This is a genomic window from Bacteroides sp. AF39-16AC (assembly GCF_003602735.1).
Lineage (GTDB): Bacteria > Bacteroidota > Bacteroidia > Bacteroidales > Bacteroidaceae > Bacteroides > Bacteroides uniformis.
Genome location: NZ_QTLN01000038.1, coordinates 1 through 18,381 on the forward strand (window position 1 = coordinate 1; position 18,381 = coordinate 18,381).

Below are 18,381 nucleotides of genomic sequence, written 5' to 3' on the forward strand. Positions count from 1 at the left end.
GAATTTCAACAATTTCAAAGAACGACTATGATTTTTTAGTGGACACTAATGTTGCAGTATAACTAATATGAATGACTTATGTATCAAATAGAAGAACTGCCCGATTTAAAAGTGGCTTGGCATGAAAGCTACAAATGTCTAAATGAACCACTATTAGAATATGTATGGGAAGTAGCCAACCACTTCCTGCCCGATTATGCGGAAACAGATACGGGAATGATACCCGTAGAATCTTCCGCGCCTGCCATATTCGCCAACAGATATGCGGAAAGAAACTTGTCCGTTGAAGAAAGATACGAGAGAAACAAAGAAATGAAAACATTCAAAGGAACTTTGGAAGAATACAAGAAACGGGAATACAGAAAGCTGGATGATTCTTTCAAAGAGAAGTTCCTGACTAATGAAGACTTACAGAATACCATTGAAGCGTATAAGTTGGATGTTAGCAAGTTTTGGTATCTACTTCTGTTCGTATATGACTTTATAGAGGATATTGGCACAAACGCACCTGCATTAAATAAGTCCGTATTAGAAGACTTTAGCTATTTCTATACCAATCTATTGGAAGCTACCAGTATCACCCTAAAGAAGAACAACAAGAAAAGCTATGTTGTTGAAAGGGAGGACACAATCAGAATCATTCAAGCAGCCTTGCAGCATTTTGTCAATACATACAGTGATATTATACATAGTGAGCAAGATAGAGAAACCATGATTAAACAATTAAAGGACATAGGCTTGGAGGGCTTTATCAGAAATGACTTATCGTCAAAAATCAGCTTTACAGACAAGTCCAGTCTTGACATATCCTATAAGAAGTGGAAGTTTACGGATATGTTTCTGTTCTTCATTGAAAGAAGAAAGGCTACCACCATACCCAATAAAAAGGTAAAGGTATCTAAAGACAAGATGATGCTTGTTTCAAGGCTTATCTATACAGTGGGCTATGATGGCAAAAGATATAATGAAGAATACGATTCCGAGGGCAACAAGAACAGAATGTTATCCAATCTCCTAAGGAGATACAAGAACGAGAAATTTCCGTCTGTTATAGTTAATAACTACATGGTAGTTTCATAAACGACATACATAAAAACCATCGCAGAAATGCGTACTGAAAGGCTTATTCTTCTCGGTACGCATTTTTTTTGCGTACTGGAATGGGCACGTTTTCTACACACATGGGCATTCGGTAGCTTCCTTTGCCACCCCTAAATTCCTGCCTAATTTTGCAACGTCAAAAGGACGAGAGGACATTGAAAAGTTAAACGGAAATGATTCATTCCATTCAGCATATTAAGGAAGTTCACTCCGAAGAATAGTAAGGGAGAATTAAGGTCATTACCGATAACCAAGTAAACAAATCTCTGAATTTTGAAAACAACAATCAAAGACAGTAAGGCGCCAAAGTCTATGATTGCATTAATCAACATGTTTTATATTTAAAGTATTAATTTTTATGGCTAATTTTAATTATTCCATTAATGCTGAAAGTGCAGTAAAAGAGTATGATAACCAAGGCGCATACAACACCTTGCAGGAAATGATGAAGCGTAAGGAACAACTGACAGTGAAGTTCTACGGTGGCAAAGACAATATACCTTGCGCATGGATAGAATCCGCTCACGTGGCAGGATTCAAATACCAACTGAAAAGCGCATCCTATCAAGGTTTATTGGACTACTTGTTCAAAGGCAAAGAGATAGACTTCGATACAAACCCGAAAGAAGCGGATGTTTTGAATGAGAACGAGGACTTTCAGTTTAAAATACTGACAAAGATGGTTGAAGCAGGCAAGACAATCCAATATGTCCCGTTGTTCAGAGAACATCCCGACTATATCAGTGCGATTCTTCCTTGCTTCAAAGGAAAGATAATGTTCAGGATCAAACGGACAGAGGAAACTTTGAACTATTTACGTGAGCAGAAACAGATTATCTAACCAACTAATTACAAGGGGGAAACTCCCCCTTGTTTTCAAACCATTCAATATAAAAAAGATGAAGAACAAAGAAATAACAGCCAGCAAGAAAGCAAACGGCAAAATCCAATACTTGACAGAGATACTGCCCGAAATACCCACCAACACCATATTATATAAGAAACTTACGGGACTTGGTGCTACTTATGGAGAATTGAAAGCAAACCGCAATTCAATCATTATCGAACCGAATAAGCCTGTTATCAGTGGAAAATGCAAAGACCCTAAACACAAAGACGACAACTTGTTCGGAGTTTATGAAGGTGTATATGCTGACAATATAATGGCATATATAGAACGAAGCATTAAACAGAACAAACATTTCAAGATTCTCACCACTCCCGAAAGTTTCCACAAGGTGCAGGAAGCGTTTGAAGAAATGGATATGGATATACGCTATAACGGCTTTCTATTATTCGATGAGTGCCATAAGATAGTCAAAGATTCAGGTTTCCGTCCCGACATAGCACTGCCTATGGACTTGTTTTTTGAATGTGAAAACAAGGCATTGGTGTCTGCCACTCCCATAGAGTTTACAGACCCACGTTTTGAACAGCAGAAATTTCAGGCCATTACCATCAAACCCACATTCGACTATGTAAAAGACATGAATCTACATGCGACTAACAATCTGTTGCAGGCAGTAAAAGAAGTGTTCGCAGGTCTGAAAGGCAATTGCTTCATATTCTGTAATTCTACAGACACCATCCATTCACTGATGCAGCAACTTGGCTTGTTGGACGAATCCGCAGTATTCTGTTCCGAAAAGAGTGTGGAAAAGTTGAAAGGCTTGAAGTTTGACAATGTTTCCGATATATGGGACAAGGACATAATGAAGCGTTACAACTGGCTCACCTCACGTTTTTATAATGCGGTGGATATTGAGCTTGAAGAGAAGCCGACCATATTATTACTGACAGACTGTTATTTTGCGGACTATACCGCATTCGACCCGAATACGGACACGATTCAATGCGTGGGAAGATTCAGAAACGGTGTGTCCTCTATCCACCATATCAGCAATACCAACCGCAATTTCATGGTGAGAAGCAAGGAGGAACTGAAAGGACGCATCTCATGTTGGAAAGACGTGTACGATATGTTACAGAACCATTACGACTATGCGACCACCGTTTCCGCAAAAGACGCATACAGTGCTGTTCTTGTCAGTCTGCCCTATGCGGAGATGCTGGACGAGAAAGGAAGAACCAGATACTTCAAGATAGACAACTACATCAATACTGAATTGGTGAAAGGATATTATAATTGTCCCGATAATCTGTATGAAGCATACAAGGATTGCGACGCTTTTACAATCAGTCATTATAGTTTCCTGGATTATAAGCTCGGTGATTATGAAAGATTGCAACGTACCAACAAGTCTAATTCTATCAAGGAGAAACGCAAGATAATGGTGCAACAGCTTGAATTGCTTGGTGAGTGCCAAACGGAAATGGAATACCAGTTCAAAAGGGACTTGGAGAAAGCGGACAGTTTTATTGTGGAAGCATACGACAAAATAGGCAAGGGAGAAATAGAACGGCTGAAATATAACCGCAAGAAAATCAAGGAAGCAATGATTATTACGGACTACCATACCAAAATTACGGGAACGGAAGTCTCACTGATGATATACAACTCTTTTGAAGCGGGCAAATGGTATTCCCGAAAATTCATAAAGGAAGAAATCAACAGAATATTCAATCTGTTCGGTATTGAGCCAAAGAAAGCGGTAACATCACATACTATTCTTGATTTTTTTCATGCGGTGGAAAAGAAACGGAAAAATACAAAAGGTTATCAACTGACTATGCGGAAAGGCATATAGGCGAGTACCTTTTTTATGAAGAAATTCCTATATATACCCTGCTAAAAAAAAGTACCTGCACCTGCATATACAGAAAGCCATCTCTCATTTATACAAGATTATAGGACAGATGCAAACCGTATCTCTCCTATAATCGCCAAAAACAGATTGTTTTCTCACTGACTGATGATTGCACCGATTTTACTTGGAACTTTTTAATGCTATAAGTAAGATAGCATATCTGAAAATACAGAAATCCAACCTCAAAAAAATACCATCCTCAAAATCCGATTCTGATTCTCCCAAAAGAGGTGTTCATTTTAGGGGGTGCGGAGTGTTCATCTTAGGTGGGTCGCTTATAAATACCTATATATAAACACCTACCTACCCGATTTTTCAAATCGGGACAGATTGGTTAATTCTCAAAATCTTATATTTAATAACTATGATTATTCATTTACCTACAGGACTGACATTTACAAATCAGAAAGAAGCGAAAAGCTACTTCGGAAACCACCATTACAGAAGATTGGTAAGGAAAGGAGATATTTATTTTACTAACTATAATAAATCGGTTGCTAATGACCTCATACAGAAAGATAACATCTAATATCGCAGGAAAACTTAGTCTGCTGGAAACATATCTGTTCTATTGCTTGGCTCTATGCTCCGATTGCTATACGATGGAATCATATATCAAACAAGATAACCTGACTAATTTCTATGGAATTAAAAAGACAGACCAGATAAGGGAATGGCTGCACAAGTTTGAATCCCTCGGATTGATAAGCATAGACAAGTCCGATATTTACGGACAATATGGAAAATTCAACAGATGCAGCTACCAATTAGATACAGAACATTATGTTCTCATAACTAATAAGCTATATGACGAACCGATAAGCAAGGAACTGAAAGGCTTTCTTATCCTGCTGAAATGCAAATGCTTGAACGGAACCAACACTACTCTTTACAGCCAAAACAGATTAGCGGAAGAACTTGGCTTAGCCAAAGGAACAGTATCGAAATACATTAATGAAGCCGAAGAGAAAGGCTATGTAAAGAAAAATAAGAAAGGAATACACCTGCTTAGAGAGGATATATTTCTGAAAACTTCTGAAAGCCAATTAGCTATAATTAAAAATGTATATCCCGAAATAATTACCGATGAAGACCTTGCAAGAGGTTACATTGTTTAATATATCGCCAAGCCGTAAGTAACCCTTGCGGCTTTTATTTTTGGCGCAGAACCACAGTCGCACATTTTCCCCGATTCCGATTTTCCGAATACTTCCACGTTAGGAAGAGTTATATAGCACCTACTTTATAATATGTCATATACAGCTAATGACATTAAAAAGACTACCTAATCAAGGAATCACCTATATTCAGTTTTGCTAAAAGTCAAGAGAGCAAATATTATAAGGTACTTTATACAGAAAGCCCCCCTCCCCATTCAATCAGTAACCTTAAATATATAAGAGTGTCTGCCTTTACAGTGTACTACCCCCTTAGTCCCCCTCTGTATATTGATATAAAAAAGAATTATTAATCATTTAAACTTTTATCAATATGAGAAATTTAGTTATCATGCCAACAGAGAACAAAGAGAGAATGAATTTAGGTGAGTTTGCAGAAGAAGCTACTATAATTGTGGAAGAAACTGCAAAGCCAAGTATTACCTTCTTGGAAGCCAATACAAATTCTATCACACTGGAAGAACTTGCAAACAAATGTGTTGTGCCTACTTGGGCTAACTTGGAATCAACCATTTCACACCAAGACTTTATTTCTTGTGTGCATGAGGCTGCAAGTTCATTCTATGCAGGTGAAAAGGTGAGCTTTCCCGAAATACGAGTTTCACACATAGTACGTGGCAGAATACCGTCCGCGCTTGGTAAGAAAGCAAGTGAACTGTTGGAATGTGAAAAGACACAATTCTATCAAAGACTCGCGTTTGCTTTTACTGTTCCCACCATTTTTGAAACGATAAGAGGGCAAAAACTTGAATTGTGCATAGGTGGGGTAAGAAATTACAGTGACTTGAATCTGTACCGTTCTTCCAAAGGCTTAGAAAAGTTTTCCGTCTTTATTGGCTGGAGAATGAGAATTTGCTCTAATCAGATTCTTACCGGTGAGGGGGTGAGGTTCAACATGGAAGTAACCAATATCAATGAACTTTACAGAAATGTACTGGAATTGCTTAACGGCTTCAATGCTGCCAAAGAAATACATTTGATGCAGACATTATCAGATACTTATCTATCTGAAACACAGTTTGCACAAGTGGTAGGCAGAATGAGAATGTACCAGGCACTTTCACCAGCAAGAAGAAAGCAATACCAAGACTTCTAATCACTGACAGCCAAATAAATAGTGTGTGTCGTGATTATTACACCAATGAAGTTTTTGGAATGAAAGATAATGCCATATCTCTTTTTGATTTTCATAATTTACTCACACAGTCAAACAAAAACAGTTACATAGACAGCTATTTACAACGTGGGGTAAATGCTACAGAGGTAAGTGTTGGACTGAACAATGTATTACAAGGACTGGATAATAAATATTCTTGGTTCTTGGGCTAAACTAATCAATGAGAGGACATCTATTTATTAGGTGTCCTTTCTTATTTTTATAAAACTATGGATAAACAGATAGATAATGTAATACAACACATTAAAGATTTGGAAAACAGATTGGGTTATGTGGATAATAATCTCCGATACATCAAAGTGATACAAGCCTTAAAATACTGGTTGGATAAATTTGATAATCAGTTATCAGAAGAAGAAAGAATTAAAGGAGAATTTGCAGTCATTTATGAAAGTTACTTCTGTTCCGGTGGTGGATTTTCCTTCTATGATAGGGTGTGTAATTCCATATTAGAATATAAATATGGGAACAGACCTTTCTAATAACTTAAAAATACTACAATATGGAAGATGATGGAAAATTGATTTTATGGGGTACATTGGTAGTTCTACTACTGATAATGATTGGTATTATCAATCCTTTTTTGCTGATACTGATTTTATCCATCTTTATTTATGCGCAATCTTAGTTACACTTTTTTATTGGAATGGGACAAAGTTTGAAATTTCTGTTGTTATCATACCTTTTTCAGAAATAGAGAATTTTGTCCCGTTCTCTAATATACAGTAACTTTCAAAAACTGCAATGTAAGAGAAACTACAAATAATGGTTATATATAAATCTGATGGGACATGATTCCAAGTAAAACAGATTGTGGTAACGTAGCTAATTCCGCATTGGTGCAAGCGTAAGAAAATTATCTTTTTAAAAAGGCATAATGCGGCTTGTAACCTATAGTATGTTGATTTTTCGGAATTATTTATAAGCATCGAACAGCTATACTAATCTGCAATATCAGAAAAACAGCTATAATGTTTATAACTGATAGTAGGTATGAGTTTTAAAAATTATCGTCTTATATACCCACTTCAAATTTTCATACCGCTATGAAACTATACAGATTAGATATTGATTTTACTGATTACTTAGTTAGACTGTAAACCTTTATACCTTATCATATATAATAGAGATTCATTTTTCAATCCATAGAAACTACGGGTACTTTTTTCGGGAAGAAATCTTCTTATAGTCCCCGTTCAAGAAAAGTACCTGCTTATGCAATTACAAAGAAAAGAAGCTGATACTATCTAATTACTTACTACAGATATGTTTTGGAACACTTGGAACTGCATTTATCAGCGTTTTATCTTTAGCTATTCAAAACCTTTCGCTAACTTTGCAGCAATTTCAGAGGTCTTAATGCGTTAAGGCACTGAAAGGACATATTTAACGAAAGGTGTTATTGAAATTATCTTCTAAAGTCAAATCTCGCAAATTTGAAAGTAGTATGAAGATGATAGCAATAGCACCACACCATTTGATATATACCTACCTTATATGAACTTATAAGGCTTTTAGATATTGTCAAAACTGGTGTGGGTTGCTATTGTTTTATCCATACTACAGGCAATGCGAGAGCCAGACTTTAGGATAAAGCAAATATGTACCCACACCTTTTCTATTTAATATAACTGCTTTTTAAGGGTACTGAAAAGCACAAATAGAAAATAGAGATGAAAACGTTTAAATTAATTGGAATGGCTTTATTAGCCGTAGTTATGAGCATTAACTTCACGTCTTGCAGTGATGATGATGAAGAACCTATCAAAAACGATGATGGTATTATTACCAATCAAAAACGACTAATGGAGATTAAAGAAACTAACGCAGAGGGTAGTATTGAAATATATACATTCTCATACGATAGCAAAGGGCGATTAATATCTGTTACTGACAGTTGGAACGGTAAAGAATATTATACTACTCGTTTTACTTGGGGGAATAATACTATTATAGCAACTGATGATGATGCAAATACATACACGCTTACTGACAATTTGGTAAGAAAACAACAAGGAGATGGAGAATATAGCAAAATATTCACTTATAATTCATCCAACCAATTAATTAAGGTAGATGAAATGGATGAAAGACATAGTAGTGACGATTGCAGCTATACTTATACTTGGGACAATGGGAAAATGACAAAATATATCTACAAAGAGAATAATAGTGAAAATTCTTATGTTTATGAATATACCTACAATGGAAAGACTTGTAAGGGATGGTTCCCATACATAGAAGATGAAAGTTGGACTCCTTTAGATGATGATTATATTTTCTTTGCACATCCCGAACTCGTAGGTATGCGTACTAACCAACTGCCCGAACAGATATTCAATAAGTACACTGATAAAAGCGAATATTACGATGAATATTATAAAGAGACTTGCAAATATGAATATACTGATGAAGAAACAACTAAATTTGACTATACTTTAAATAAAGACGGGTATTTGGAAAGTTGTACTGTAACATATACAAGCGTAGAAACTACCAAGCGTTCATTTACAGACAAGAATGGTGACGGTGTTATTACTGACGATGAAAGAAATGTAACAGAAACACGTACTCGTACTGATATTGTAATTTATACCTTCAAATGGGAATAAATACATTAATTAGATTCATATTAAAAATAAAAAACAATGAAAACATTCAGATTAATTGGAATAGCTATTATAGCAATTCTTATCAGTGTAAATTTTGCTTCTTGCAGTAGTGATGATGATGAAGAAGAAATATCCGCTTCATTGGAAGGAACTTGGTATTATGACTATGGTGAAGGATGGGAATTATACAAAGGCAATAAAGACCCCTGGAGTACAGACCCAGACCCTTATAATCCCAATGACCGCGATGCAAGTACAAAAATGGAAATAAAGAAAGTGGGAGAAAACCAATATTCTATTTCTACCTATTACTATGATAATGGTGCTTGGCAGTATAGCGAATCGGAAACAATTACACTAAATGGGAAGAGTTTTAAATATGATGGTGAAAACTGTACAATCCTAACTTTAACATCTAAAACTTTGATTTATGAAGTAGTAGAACCAAACGGAAAATATTACGATAAATATACTTATATTAAGATGTAACATTATCTATTCTGTTATAAACAAAAAGCCAACCTACCCATTATAAACAAATGGATAAGTTGGCTTTTTCAGTTCTGAACAAATTATTAACGCTTTCTCTTTTTGAACTTCATGGATGGGGTAAGTCCATACGCACTTTCAGGAAAATATGTGCGGAGAAATTTATCACTTGCTAATCTATAAGTGGTAATAGTGTGCGTTTCCATATAATCGAGTATAAGGCATACCCTTGCATCTTTTTTCATTGAATCTTTCATAGCTATAAAATTTTAAGTTTCACATATACAACTGTATTCAGAATCATACGAAAATCAAAATCGAAAACAAACAAAAATAGAATAAGAGCCTTAACCATGCAGAAATATTTTTTATGCCATATACTGAAATTTTATCCGTACATTCTATTTACATTATACAGAGTTGGTTACCTTTGCACCACGAAAGATTAAATCAATGGAACAATTACAAGTAATTCAAAGCAAGATATATGAAATCAGAGGTCAGAAAGTAATGCTCGACCGTAATTTGGCGGAAATGTACGGAGTGCAAACAAAAGTATTGAATCAAGCCGTAAAACGCAATATAGACCGTTTTCCCGAAGATTTTATGTTTCAACTGACAAGTGAGGAAACACAAAATTGGAGGTCACAATTTGTGACTTCCAATTCCATCAAGATGGGAGTTAGGCGCAACCCTTATGTGTTCACAGAATTAGGAGTAGCTATGTTAAGTAGCGTGCTGAACTCCAAAACTGCCATTCAAATCAATATGGGCATTATGCGTGCTTTTGTCGCTGTTCGCCAAATGATTACATTGCCTAAGACAGACCAACTAACAGAGTTGCAGAATGAAGTAAAAGAGTTGAAAGACTACATAGAAGAAGTGTTCGCTGATTACAACGATATTAATGATGATACACGGATGCAGTTGGAACTTATCAATCAGACATTGGCAGAACTACAAGCCAAGAAGAAATTGGAAGAAAAGCCACGCAGAAGAATCGGATTTATACAGCATAATGAATAATCTGATTCTGCCAAGCGCAAGATTATAGAAAACCTGTAATACTTCCACGTAGGTAAAAAAGAGTTTGAAACATACCTAACTATTAGGAAGAATCATTGCATAGTAGCATATTATTGACTAACTTTGCAACAAGAACAATTGTTTACCGCTGGTTTACCGATACGTTCTTAACAGAGTTCATTAATAGGTTTACGAACGCTTAAAAGGTCTTGTAGCTCAGTTGGTTACACACGATAAATCCGCAGGATTTGTCGTGCTCGGCAACAGACTCATAATCTGGAGGTCCCTGGTTCAAGCCCAGGCTGGTCCACAAACAAGAGGCTCATTCTTAATAGAATAGAGCCTCTTTTAATTTTTGGACTCCGCTATACAAGCCCGGTATTTGTGTAATAAAACAACCTTCATCATGAAATACGGAGTATCTCCAAATACACTGCTCATAACTGCCGGAACCATATGGTCATTGGCAGGAGTCAATATTCTGCGTATAGGCCTGACCTGCTGGATAGATGACGGACATTATTGGCTATTCAAAGTCTGCGAAGCCAGCCTGGTATTCCTTCTGTTCTTCGGCATTATTTTCCATAGGCTATACAAGAAACATACTCTCCGTATCTCACAGAAGAAAGGGAAGCACTGCCCCTTTTCCTTTTTCGACGTAAAAGGATGGATTGTCATGATAGGCATGATTGCAATGGGAATTGTAATACGTACCTGCCACCTTCTGCCCGACTCCTTCATCGCAGTGTTCTATACCGGACTTTCTCTCGCGCTTCTCGGCACCGGGCTACGCTTCATCTGGTATTGGTGGAGGAACAGATAACTCCGGATTCACCGATTCCCATCCTATGCAGACTCCGGCAAAGTGCTGACCGCCTCGCTCTTTATCCTTTCAGGCTTATTGCTATTCCCCGGCAATTTCCAAGCCATGCTGTGGCCCTTGGCCCTTATCCTCATCGGCATCTTCTTTCTCAGATATCACCATAGGAGAAACTGGACACACCAAAGGACAGTGCATCGCCGTGCCAAGATGGTACAACGGATGATGAACAAGAGAATGGGAGAGCAAGAGGAACATAGCACCCGGAGAAACCTACATAGACCTGGACTGCAGTTGGGGAGGAGTGGAACTGCACATACCCGCCGACTGGCAAGTACGCATAGAATGCAGCTGCTTTTGCGGCGGATGTGAAGACAAACGCTGGCAAGGCACACCTGCCAAACAAGCATTCCTTTCCGCCTCTTGTTCGGTATTCCTGCCTGGACAGCTATCCTTTTGTGGTATCATCTGCAGATTGTGGCAGACACTTCATTACAAACAGAAAATTTCACCGCCCCCGAGGCAGAAAAGGCCGCTCCCCTGCCACAAGAAGAAAGTATTGACCGGATCACGGTAAAAGACGGCTCCCGGATTCACATCATCAAAGTGGAAGACCTATTATACATCCAGGCTTGTGGGGACTACGCAACCCTGGTGACATCCGACGGAGAGTACATCAAGGAACAGACCATGAAAAACTTCGAGACACATTTGCCAGCAGATAACTTTGTCCGCATCCACCGCTCGAGCATTGTCAACGTAACCCAGATATCACGAGTAGAACAGTATGGAAAAGAGACCTACCAAGTGACGTTAAAAAGTGGCGTCAAGCTACGGGTAAGCCTCTCCAGATACCGGTTACTGAAGGAACGGTTGGGCATATAAATGCCGCAACCAGTCCTTCAGAATACTTCCTGCAGAGGAAAAAGACAATTAATCTTAAAATACAGCGGAATATATAACTTTGTCCAAAGTTATTTGTTCCTTTACCTTACTATGATGAAACATCTGTATTACATACTTATGTTTACCTTCCTCTGTCTGGGTTTGACTGCCATCTCCCAGGAGGAACAGCCGGACTCACGGAATACTACCATGAGTCCGGCGGGAATAGTTGTCGGAAGTCCGGCCTCCGAATGCTCCTTTACCGCCTACACACAGTGCGCATCGTACACAGCCACCCACCGTTCACTATTCAATGACGAAAATACCGACTGCTGGACCAACGAAGCGTTGTGTCCGAACAGCCTATACACACATAACCACGCCTCTCCGAAATTCCTGAAGATGAGAATTCTGAAACCAGCCGGGCAACTGGAGCATCTGCTTTCCAGCCATCTGTCTGCCGGAGAGAGCGCCAACCTTTCATTCAATCCCAGTGCCCTCCGCTATTCCTGCGGATACTACATCTATGCACTGCTGCATATCCTGATTTAGACTTTATCGGACTTATTGCAAACCATTACCGGAGGTGTACTGCATGTACATCTTTCGCTTTTTTATTATACATTTCATCACATTAATATCATAACTATGTCCGATTTATTCCTCCCCACCCTTGAGATGATGGGGCTCACTTTTGCAATCGGTTTCTTTGTGGCATTCATCATCAAACTGATAGCCAGCGCAGCCGATTCACTCGATTTCTACAGTTCCCACCAGCAGGAGTTACTCCGCCTGCGCCGTATAAAGAAGTTCCGCCAGAAGATGGAACTGATGCTACACACCCCCTCCATGCACGGAAACATCTTCGGCAACGACACGCGCGAAGACTACAGCCGGGGTGTGGACCGTGAAAACGAAAAGCCTCGGGGCTATTACCACGGAGTAAGCCACGGTGTCTCCAAAAGAAACCTGGTAGACTACTTCTACCCAGAAGATACCCATATGATGTATCTGGAAGATGCCATCAGCCACCGTGACAACAAGAACAAGACTAAAAAGAACAACGACACCAAAAACAAAGACTAATCATGGAGAATATAGATTTTGCAACCTTGTTCCAAGGATTCGGAACAATGATGGAAAGCGGCTGGCTGCTCTCCTCTGCCCGTGTATTTTTAATAGCCCTGGGCCTGCTGCTCATATACCTGGGATGGAAAGGCGTACTGGAGCCTATGGTCATGATTCCCATGGGACTGGGTATGGTCGCCATTAATTGCGGCACCCTTTTCATGCCCGACGGTACATTGGGGAATCTCTTTCTGGACCCGATGCTTTCGGATACGGACGACTTGATGAACACCATGCAGATAGACTTCCTGCAACCGGTCTACACCCTGACCTTCAGCAACGGATTGATTGCATGCTTCGTATTTATGGGTATCGGTACCCTGCTCGATGTGGGCTTCCTGCTACAGAAACCGTTTGCCAGCATATTCCTTGCCCTATGTGCCGAATTGGGAACTTTCCTGACTGTACCCATCGCATCTGCATTGGGACTGTCCTTGAAAGAAAGCGCTTCCGTAGCCATGGTAGGAGGTGCGGACGGACCGATGGTGCTTTTCACTTCCTTGGCCCTGGCCAAACATCTGTTTGTACCCATCACAGTAGTGGCCTATCTCTATCTGGGACTGACATATGGCGGTTACCCCTATCTGGTGAAGCTGCTGGTGCCGAAACGCCTGCGCGCCATCAAGATGACGAGCAAGAAGCCGCCCAAAAACTATGATGCCAAAGTAAAACTGGCTTTCTCGGCTATATTGTGTGCTGTACTGTGTTTTCTGTTCCCGGTTGCCTCACCGCTGTTCTTCTCCTTGTTCCTCGGAGTGGCAGTACGCGAATCGGGGATGAAGCATATCTACGATTTTGTAAGCGGTCCGCTGTTGTATGGTTCTACTTTCATGCTCGGCCTGTTGTTGGGCGTACTTTGCGACGCACATCTGCTGCTCGACCCTAAAATTCTTAAATTGTTGGTATTGGGCATGGGCGCACTGTTGCTCTCCGGTATCGGCGGAATCATTGGAGGATACATCATGTACTTCATCAAGCGGGGCAATTACAATCCGGTCATCGGAATTGCAGCCGTGAGCTGCGTGCCTACTACGGCGAAGGTTGCCCAGAAGATAGTAAGCAAGGACAACCCCAATTCCTTCATCTTGGGAGATGCCTTGGGGGCTAATATTTCAGGAGTAATCACTTCGGCCATCATTACGGGTATCTATATTACTATAATTCCCTATCTGTAGCCTGCGTAGTGGGTTTAGGTGACGGAAAGAGGTTGTGGCAATCACAATCTCTTTCTTTTTATGATACATGGGGCAAGCTGTTGCATTTCAGATAAAATCCTTTACCTTTGCCGGCAAACACATTTATCAAGATATCAGGATGAAGAAAGTATTTAAATTGGCCGGAGGATTCATGGTCGGGGCATGCATCGGCTTTGTAGGAATAATAGGTGTAAGAGTCCTGGTTTTGGGAGACTCGTTCGACGGTTTACACAGCAAGTTTGCCGAAACCGGCATGCTGGAGACAGTAGGAGTTTCCTTGTTAGCCATACTGATTCTGCTGTTCTCCATCTTCCTGCAAGTGCTTCTGCACGAAGGCGGGCATCTTGTCTGCGGACTGGCAACCGGCTACCGCTTCGTCTCCTTCCGCATCTTCAACCTTACCTTCATACGGAAAGACGGGAAATTATGCATCAAGCGTTTCAGCCTTGCCGGAACGGGAGGCCAATGCCTGCTTACCCCACCCGAAAGGCCTCTTGAAGATATCCCAACCACCTTGTACAACCTGGGTGGAGTGCTTGCCAACCTGCTGACCGCCATCCTTGCCTTCCTCCCCCTGCTGACCGTAGACGGGCTGCCTTACCTGCTGAAATTCTTCCTTCTGATGCTCTCTTTGATTGGCATTCTCCTTGCAGGGATGAACGGCATCCCCATGAAGATGGGCGGCATCGGCAATGATGCCGACAACATGTGCCTGCTTCTCAAGGACAGCAAGAGCAAGCAGGCACTGGTCACCCAGCTACGCATCAACGCATTGGTGCAAGAGGGCATGCGTCCTAAGGACATGCCTGCCGAATGGTTCAGCCAAACGAAAGACATCAACTACAAAGATGCCCTGCAGGTCACCATAGCCTTGATGAGCGCCTCGCGCCTGCTCGACTGCGAAGAATGGGAAGCCGCCTACAATGCATTTGAGAAAATAATGAGCCACCGGCACGAAGTCATCGGACTTTTGATAAAGGAAAACGCTTGCGAGCTGCTCTTCACCGCATTGGTGACAAAGAGGACCGCACGGGCAGAAGAATTATATACCGATGAGCTGGATACCTACATCCGGCAATATAAGGATGTGACGTCTTCCAAACAGCGGCTGCTCTGCGCCCTGGCACTCTACCGGGACAAGGACACAGCAAAAGCAAAGGAGATTTACGAAGCCACCTGCCAACGGAAAAACAAATACTTGATGCAGGGAGAAGTCAGTTCGGACATAGCCTTGATGAAATCAATCCTTACCGCCAAGAATGCCTTGTAAGATGGAACGATATTTCTTTTACTTGTTATATCTGCTGCTTGGCTGCTCACTATGCGGTTGTAGCAGAAAACAAGCGCCAAAGCAGACACAAGACCCGGATACGGAGACCACCATCCCGTACGCCGACACCATAGCGGCACCCGTCCCTCCGGCTCCGGCCAAAAGCCGGACAGCCCGCTACCTGGACTCCCTCGGTTTCGTCAGCATCGCCGAAGCGGACAGCAGCATCGCCATTGACCTGATGTACACCCGTGCCGACAATTTCACCGGAACCCTATTGTACGAAGACCTGAAAGAAGCCTATCTGCACCCCGATGCCATGGAAAGTCTGAAGCGGGCACAACGCCTGCTGAAAGAACAGTACCCCGGCTACAGCCTTATCGTCTACGACGCAGCGCGCCCCTTGTCCGTACAGCAGAAGATGTGGAACGTAGTGAAAGGAACCTCCAAATACATCTATGTCTCCAACCCCTCACGCGGCGGCGGCCTGCACAACTACGGGTTGGCAGTGGACATCAGCATACTCGACGATAAAGGAACCCCTCTGCCCATGGGCACCCCGGTAGACCATCTGGGCAGGGAAGCCCACATCACAGAAGAAGCCGTGCTCGTGGCACAAGGCAAGCTGACGGAACAAGAACGTGAAAACCGGCTGCTGCTCCGGCAGGTAATGAAAGAAGCCGGATTCCACCCGCTACCCAGCGAATGGTGGCACTTCAACCGCATCAGCAGGCAGACGGCAAAGGAGCGATACCGGGTCATCCCTTAACTCTCACCCCCAGCTTGTCCGGAAACTTAAATTTGCTATCGCTTTGACGCGGATGACGCAGATGACGCGGATTTTTAATATTCTTAATCTGTATTATCAGCGTCATCTGTGTCTGAAAAATAATCAGACAGAAAGCTGCGAATTTATGCCCCACTTTGTCCTTTTTGAGATAACTTTGCATCAGAATAAATAAGCCAAGCCATGCCTTTATCCCAAGACACCCTCCGCTTCATCCGCGAGCATCGCCGCGACGACGTGCGCAGCCTTGCCTTGCAGGCACGCCGCTACCCTTCGGTAGACATGCCCGCCGCCATCACACAGATTTCCGGCTGGCAGATTGCCAAAGAGAAGATACCCGCATGGGCCGAGAACGAGCATATACTCTACCCCGCCCACCTTTCTCTGGAACAATGCTCCTCCCAAGCAACGGCACAGTATAAAGCGGAGATTATAACTAACCTGCTACATACAGAACAAGAACATCCCGCGCAGGACAGTACCCCCGCATCAGCCGGCACCTTTACCGACCTCACCGGAGGTTTCGGCATCGACTGCGCCTATCTCTCCTCCCGCTTCGGGCATGCCACTTACGTCGAGCGCCAGGAAACCCTCTGCCAGATAGCCGCGCACAACTTCCCTGTCCTCGGCCTGAACCACATCTCCGTCTGCCACGCAGACAGCGTCTGCCATCTGCAAGAGATGGAACCCGTGGACTGTATATTCATAGACCCTGCCCGCCGCGACGGACACGGCGGAAAGACCGTAGCCATCGGCGACTGCGAACCCGATATAGCCGCCCTCGAAGAACTGCTGCTGCGCAAGGCAAGACACGTACTGGTAAAACTCTCCCCCATGCTCGACCTCACCCTTGCCCTGAACGATTTGAAGCATGTACGAGAGGCACACATCGTCTCCGTGGGCAACGAATGCAAGGAACTGCTGCTCTTGCTGGGACAAGGCGAAGGAGTGCCGGCAGACGACATCCCCATCCATTGCGTCAACTTCACCGGTGTACCGGCTCCCCAAGCCCTCGTCTTCACCCGCCGGCAGGAGAAGGAGCGTGCATGCCCCTACACCCCTCAATTGAAATCATACCTCTACGAACCGAATGCCTCCGTGCTGAAAGCCGGTGCATTCCGCAGCCTCTCCTCATTATATAAGGTGGAAAAACTGCATCCCAACAGCCACCTCTACACCTCGGACCACTTCCTGCCGGACTTCCCCGGCCGCAAGTTCCGGATTACCTCCTCCTGCGGCTTCGGCAAGAAAGAAGTGAAAGAGATGCTGGCTGCCGAGAAAAAGGCGAACCTCACCGTGCGCAACTTCCCCGCCACCGTGGCCGAACTGCGCAAACGACTGAAACTGGCCGAAGGGGGAGGCACTTATCTCTTTGCCACTACTCTGGCAGACGAGAAGAAGGTACTTATCCGCTGCCAGGCTACGGGATAAGACACCAACCCCTATACCTTCCCCTGCACGAGATGTACATCTCATGTTGCTCGAGATGTACATCTCATACAGTCCGAGATGCACATCTCGTGCATCTTTAGCGTCAATCTGCCAGATGACGGCAAAGGGAGATACCGCCGAAAGGGTACTACCTCCAAGAATTTATGTAACCTCATTGTAACTGAATCGTTATCTGTTCTTCAACGCTCCGCAATCTCCACGTAACGGCAACCCTCTACTTTTGCGGCAGATTATTAACAGATAATAACAAGTATGAAACAGATTTTGAGAGCATTCTTATTCTTACTCCTATTCACCGCCACCGTCAATACGGCCATTGCCGACGAAAAAGCAAATGTCACGAAACAAGGAACTGTACGTGGACGCATCATCGACGCCACTAAACAAACTCTCCCGGGCGCATCCATCTACATCGAGAAACTACACACTGGCGTGACGAGCTGTAGCTAACACTTGAAAAGGGACCCGGGTAGCATTTGAAACGTGTACCAC

The 18,381-nt window shown here is 42.3% G+C and carries 15 protein-coding genes and 3 pseudogenes; all 18 read left to right on the plus strand.

Annotated elements, in window-relative coordinates; all coding sequences use genetic code 11:
* Positions 1-78 precede the first annotated feature (78 nt).
* On the plus strand, positions 79-1,080 hold the full coding sequence (locus tag DW039_RS19425) for a hypothetical protein (RefSeq protein WP_120382260.1): 1,002 nt from the start codon (positions 79-81) through the stop codon (positions 1,078-1,080).
* Between the two features lie 379 nt (positions 1,081-1,459).
* Positions 1,460-1,942 carry a hypothetical protein gene (locus DW039_RS19430; RefSeq protein WP_120382261.1) on the plus strand — a complete coding sequence of 161 codons (483 nt, stop codon included), beginning with the start codon at positions 1,460-1,462 and terminating at the stop codon, positions 1,940-1,942.
* Positions 1,943-2,000: 58 nt separating this feature from the next.
* Complete coding sequence (locus DW039_RS19435; RefSeq protein WP_120382262.1) at positions 2,001-3,809, plus strand: DEAD/DEAH box helicase family protein; 1,809 nt, start codon at positions 2,001-2,003, stop codon at positions 3,807-3,809.
* Between the two features lie 662 nt (positions 3,810-4,471).
* The gene (locus DW039_RS19440; RefSeq protein WP_243635052.1) at positions 4,472-4,987 is read left to right on the plus strand and encodes a helix-turn-helix domain-containing protein; all 516 of its coding nucleotides are present in this window, start codon (positions 4,472-4,474) and stop codon (positions 4,985-4,987) included.
* 373 nt (positions 4,988-5,360) lie between these two features.
* Positions 5,361-6,376: pseudogene (locus DW039_RS19445) on the plus strand (DUF3871 family protein).
* 57 nt (positions 6,377-6,433) lie between these two features.
* Positions 6,434-6,706 (plus strand): hypothetical protein, encoded by a 273-nt coding sequence (locus DW039_RS19450; protein ID WP_090612942.1) that lies wholly within the window; start codon positions 6,434-6,436, stop codon positions 6,704-6,706.
* A gap of 1,191 nt (positions 6,707-7,897) precedes the next feature.
* The gene (locus DW039_RS19455) at positions 7,898-8,836 is read left to right on the plus strand and encodes a DUF4595 domain-containing protein (RefSeq protein ID WP_120382264.1); all 939 of its coding nucleotides are present in this window, start codon (positions 7,898-7,900) and stop codon (positions 8,834-8,836) included.
* 36 nt (positions 8,837-8,872) lie between these two features.
* Positions 8,873-9,325 (plus strand): hypothetical protein, encoded by a 453-nt coding sequence (locus DW039_RS19460; RefSeq protein ID WP_120382265.1) that lies wholly within the window; start codon positions 8,873-8,875, stop codon positions 9,323-9,325.
* 453 nt (positions 9,326-9,778) lie between these two features.
* Positions 9,779-10,351, plus strand: coding sequence for an ORF6N domain-containing protein (locus DW039_RS19465; RefSeq protein ID WP_120382266.1), 573 nt, complete (start codon positions 9,779-9,781; stop codon positions 10,349-10,351).
* Positions 10,352-10,757: 406 nt separating this feature from the next.
* Positions 10,758-11,174, plus strand: a complete 417-nt coding sequence (locus DW039_RS19475; protein WP_005834337.1) for a hypothetical protein — start codon at positions 10,758-10,760, stop codon at positions 11,172-11,174.
* 549 nt (positions 11,175-11,723) lie between these two features.
* A pseudogene (locus DW039_RS19485) lies at positions 11,724-12,056 on the plus strand (LytR/AlgR family response regulator transcription factor); the annotation flags it as partial.
* Between the two features lie 111 nt (positions 12,057-12,167).
* The gene (locus DW039_RS19490; protein ID WP_196029313.1) at positions 12,168-12,608 is read left to right on the plus strand and encodes a hypothetical protein; all 441 of its coding nucleotides are present in this window, start codon (positions 12,168-12,170) and stop codon (positions 12,606-12,608) included.
* A 96-nt stretch (positions 12,609-12,704) separates the two neighbouring features.
* Complete coding sequence (locus DW039_RS19495) at positions 12,705-13,142, plus strand: hypothetical protein (RefSeq protein ID WP_005830882.1); 438 nt, start codon at positions 12,705-12,707, stop codon at positions 13,140-13,142.
* Between the two features lie 2 nt (positions 13,143-13,144).
* Positions 13,145-14,359, plus strand: a complete 1,215-nt coding sequence (locus DW039_RS19500; RefSeq protein ID WP_005830884.1) for a sodium ion-translocating decarboxylase subunit beta — start codon at positions 13,145-13,147, stop codon at positions 14,357-14,359.
* A 139-nt stretch (positions 14,360-14,498) separates the two neighbouring features.
* Complete coding sequence (locus tag DW039_RS19505) at positions 14,499-15,650, plus strand: hypothetical protein (RefSeq protein WP_243635053.1); 1,152 nt, start codon at positions 14,499-14,501, stop codon at positions 15,648-15,650.
* Between the two features lies 1 nt (position 15,651).
* A complete protein-coding gene (locus DW039_RS19510) occupies positions 15,652-16,419 on the plus strand; it encodes a M15 family metallopeptidase (RefSeq protein WP_120382269.1) in 768 nt (255 codons plus the stop codon).
* Between the two features lie 201 nt (positions 16,420-16,620).
* Positions 16,621-17,868: an SAM-dependent methyltransferase gene (locus DW039_RS19520; RefSeq protein WP_117881081.1), complete on the plus strand. Its 1,248-nt coding sequence runs from the start codon at positions 16,621-16,623 to the stop codon at positions 17,866-17,868.
* 273 nt (positions 17,869-18,141) lie between these two features.
* A pseudogene (locus DW039_RS19525) lies at positions 18,142-18,330 on the plus strand (hypothetical protein); the annotation flags it as partial.
* Positions 18,331-18,381: the final 51 nt, after the last annotated feature.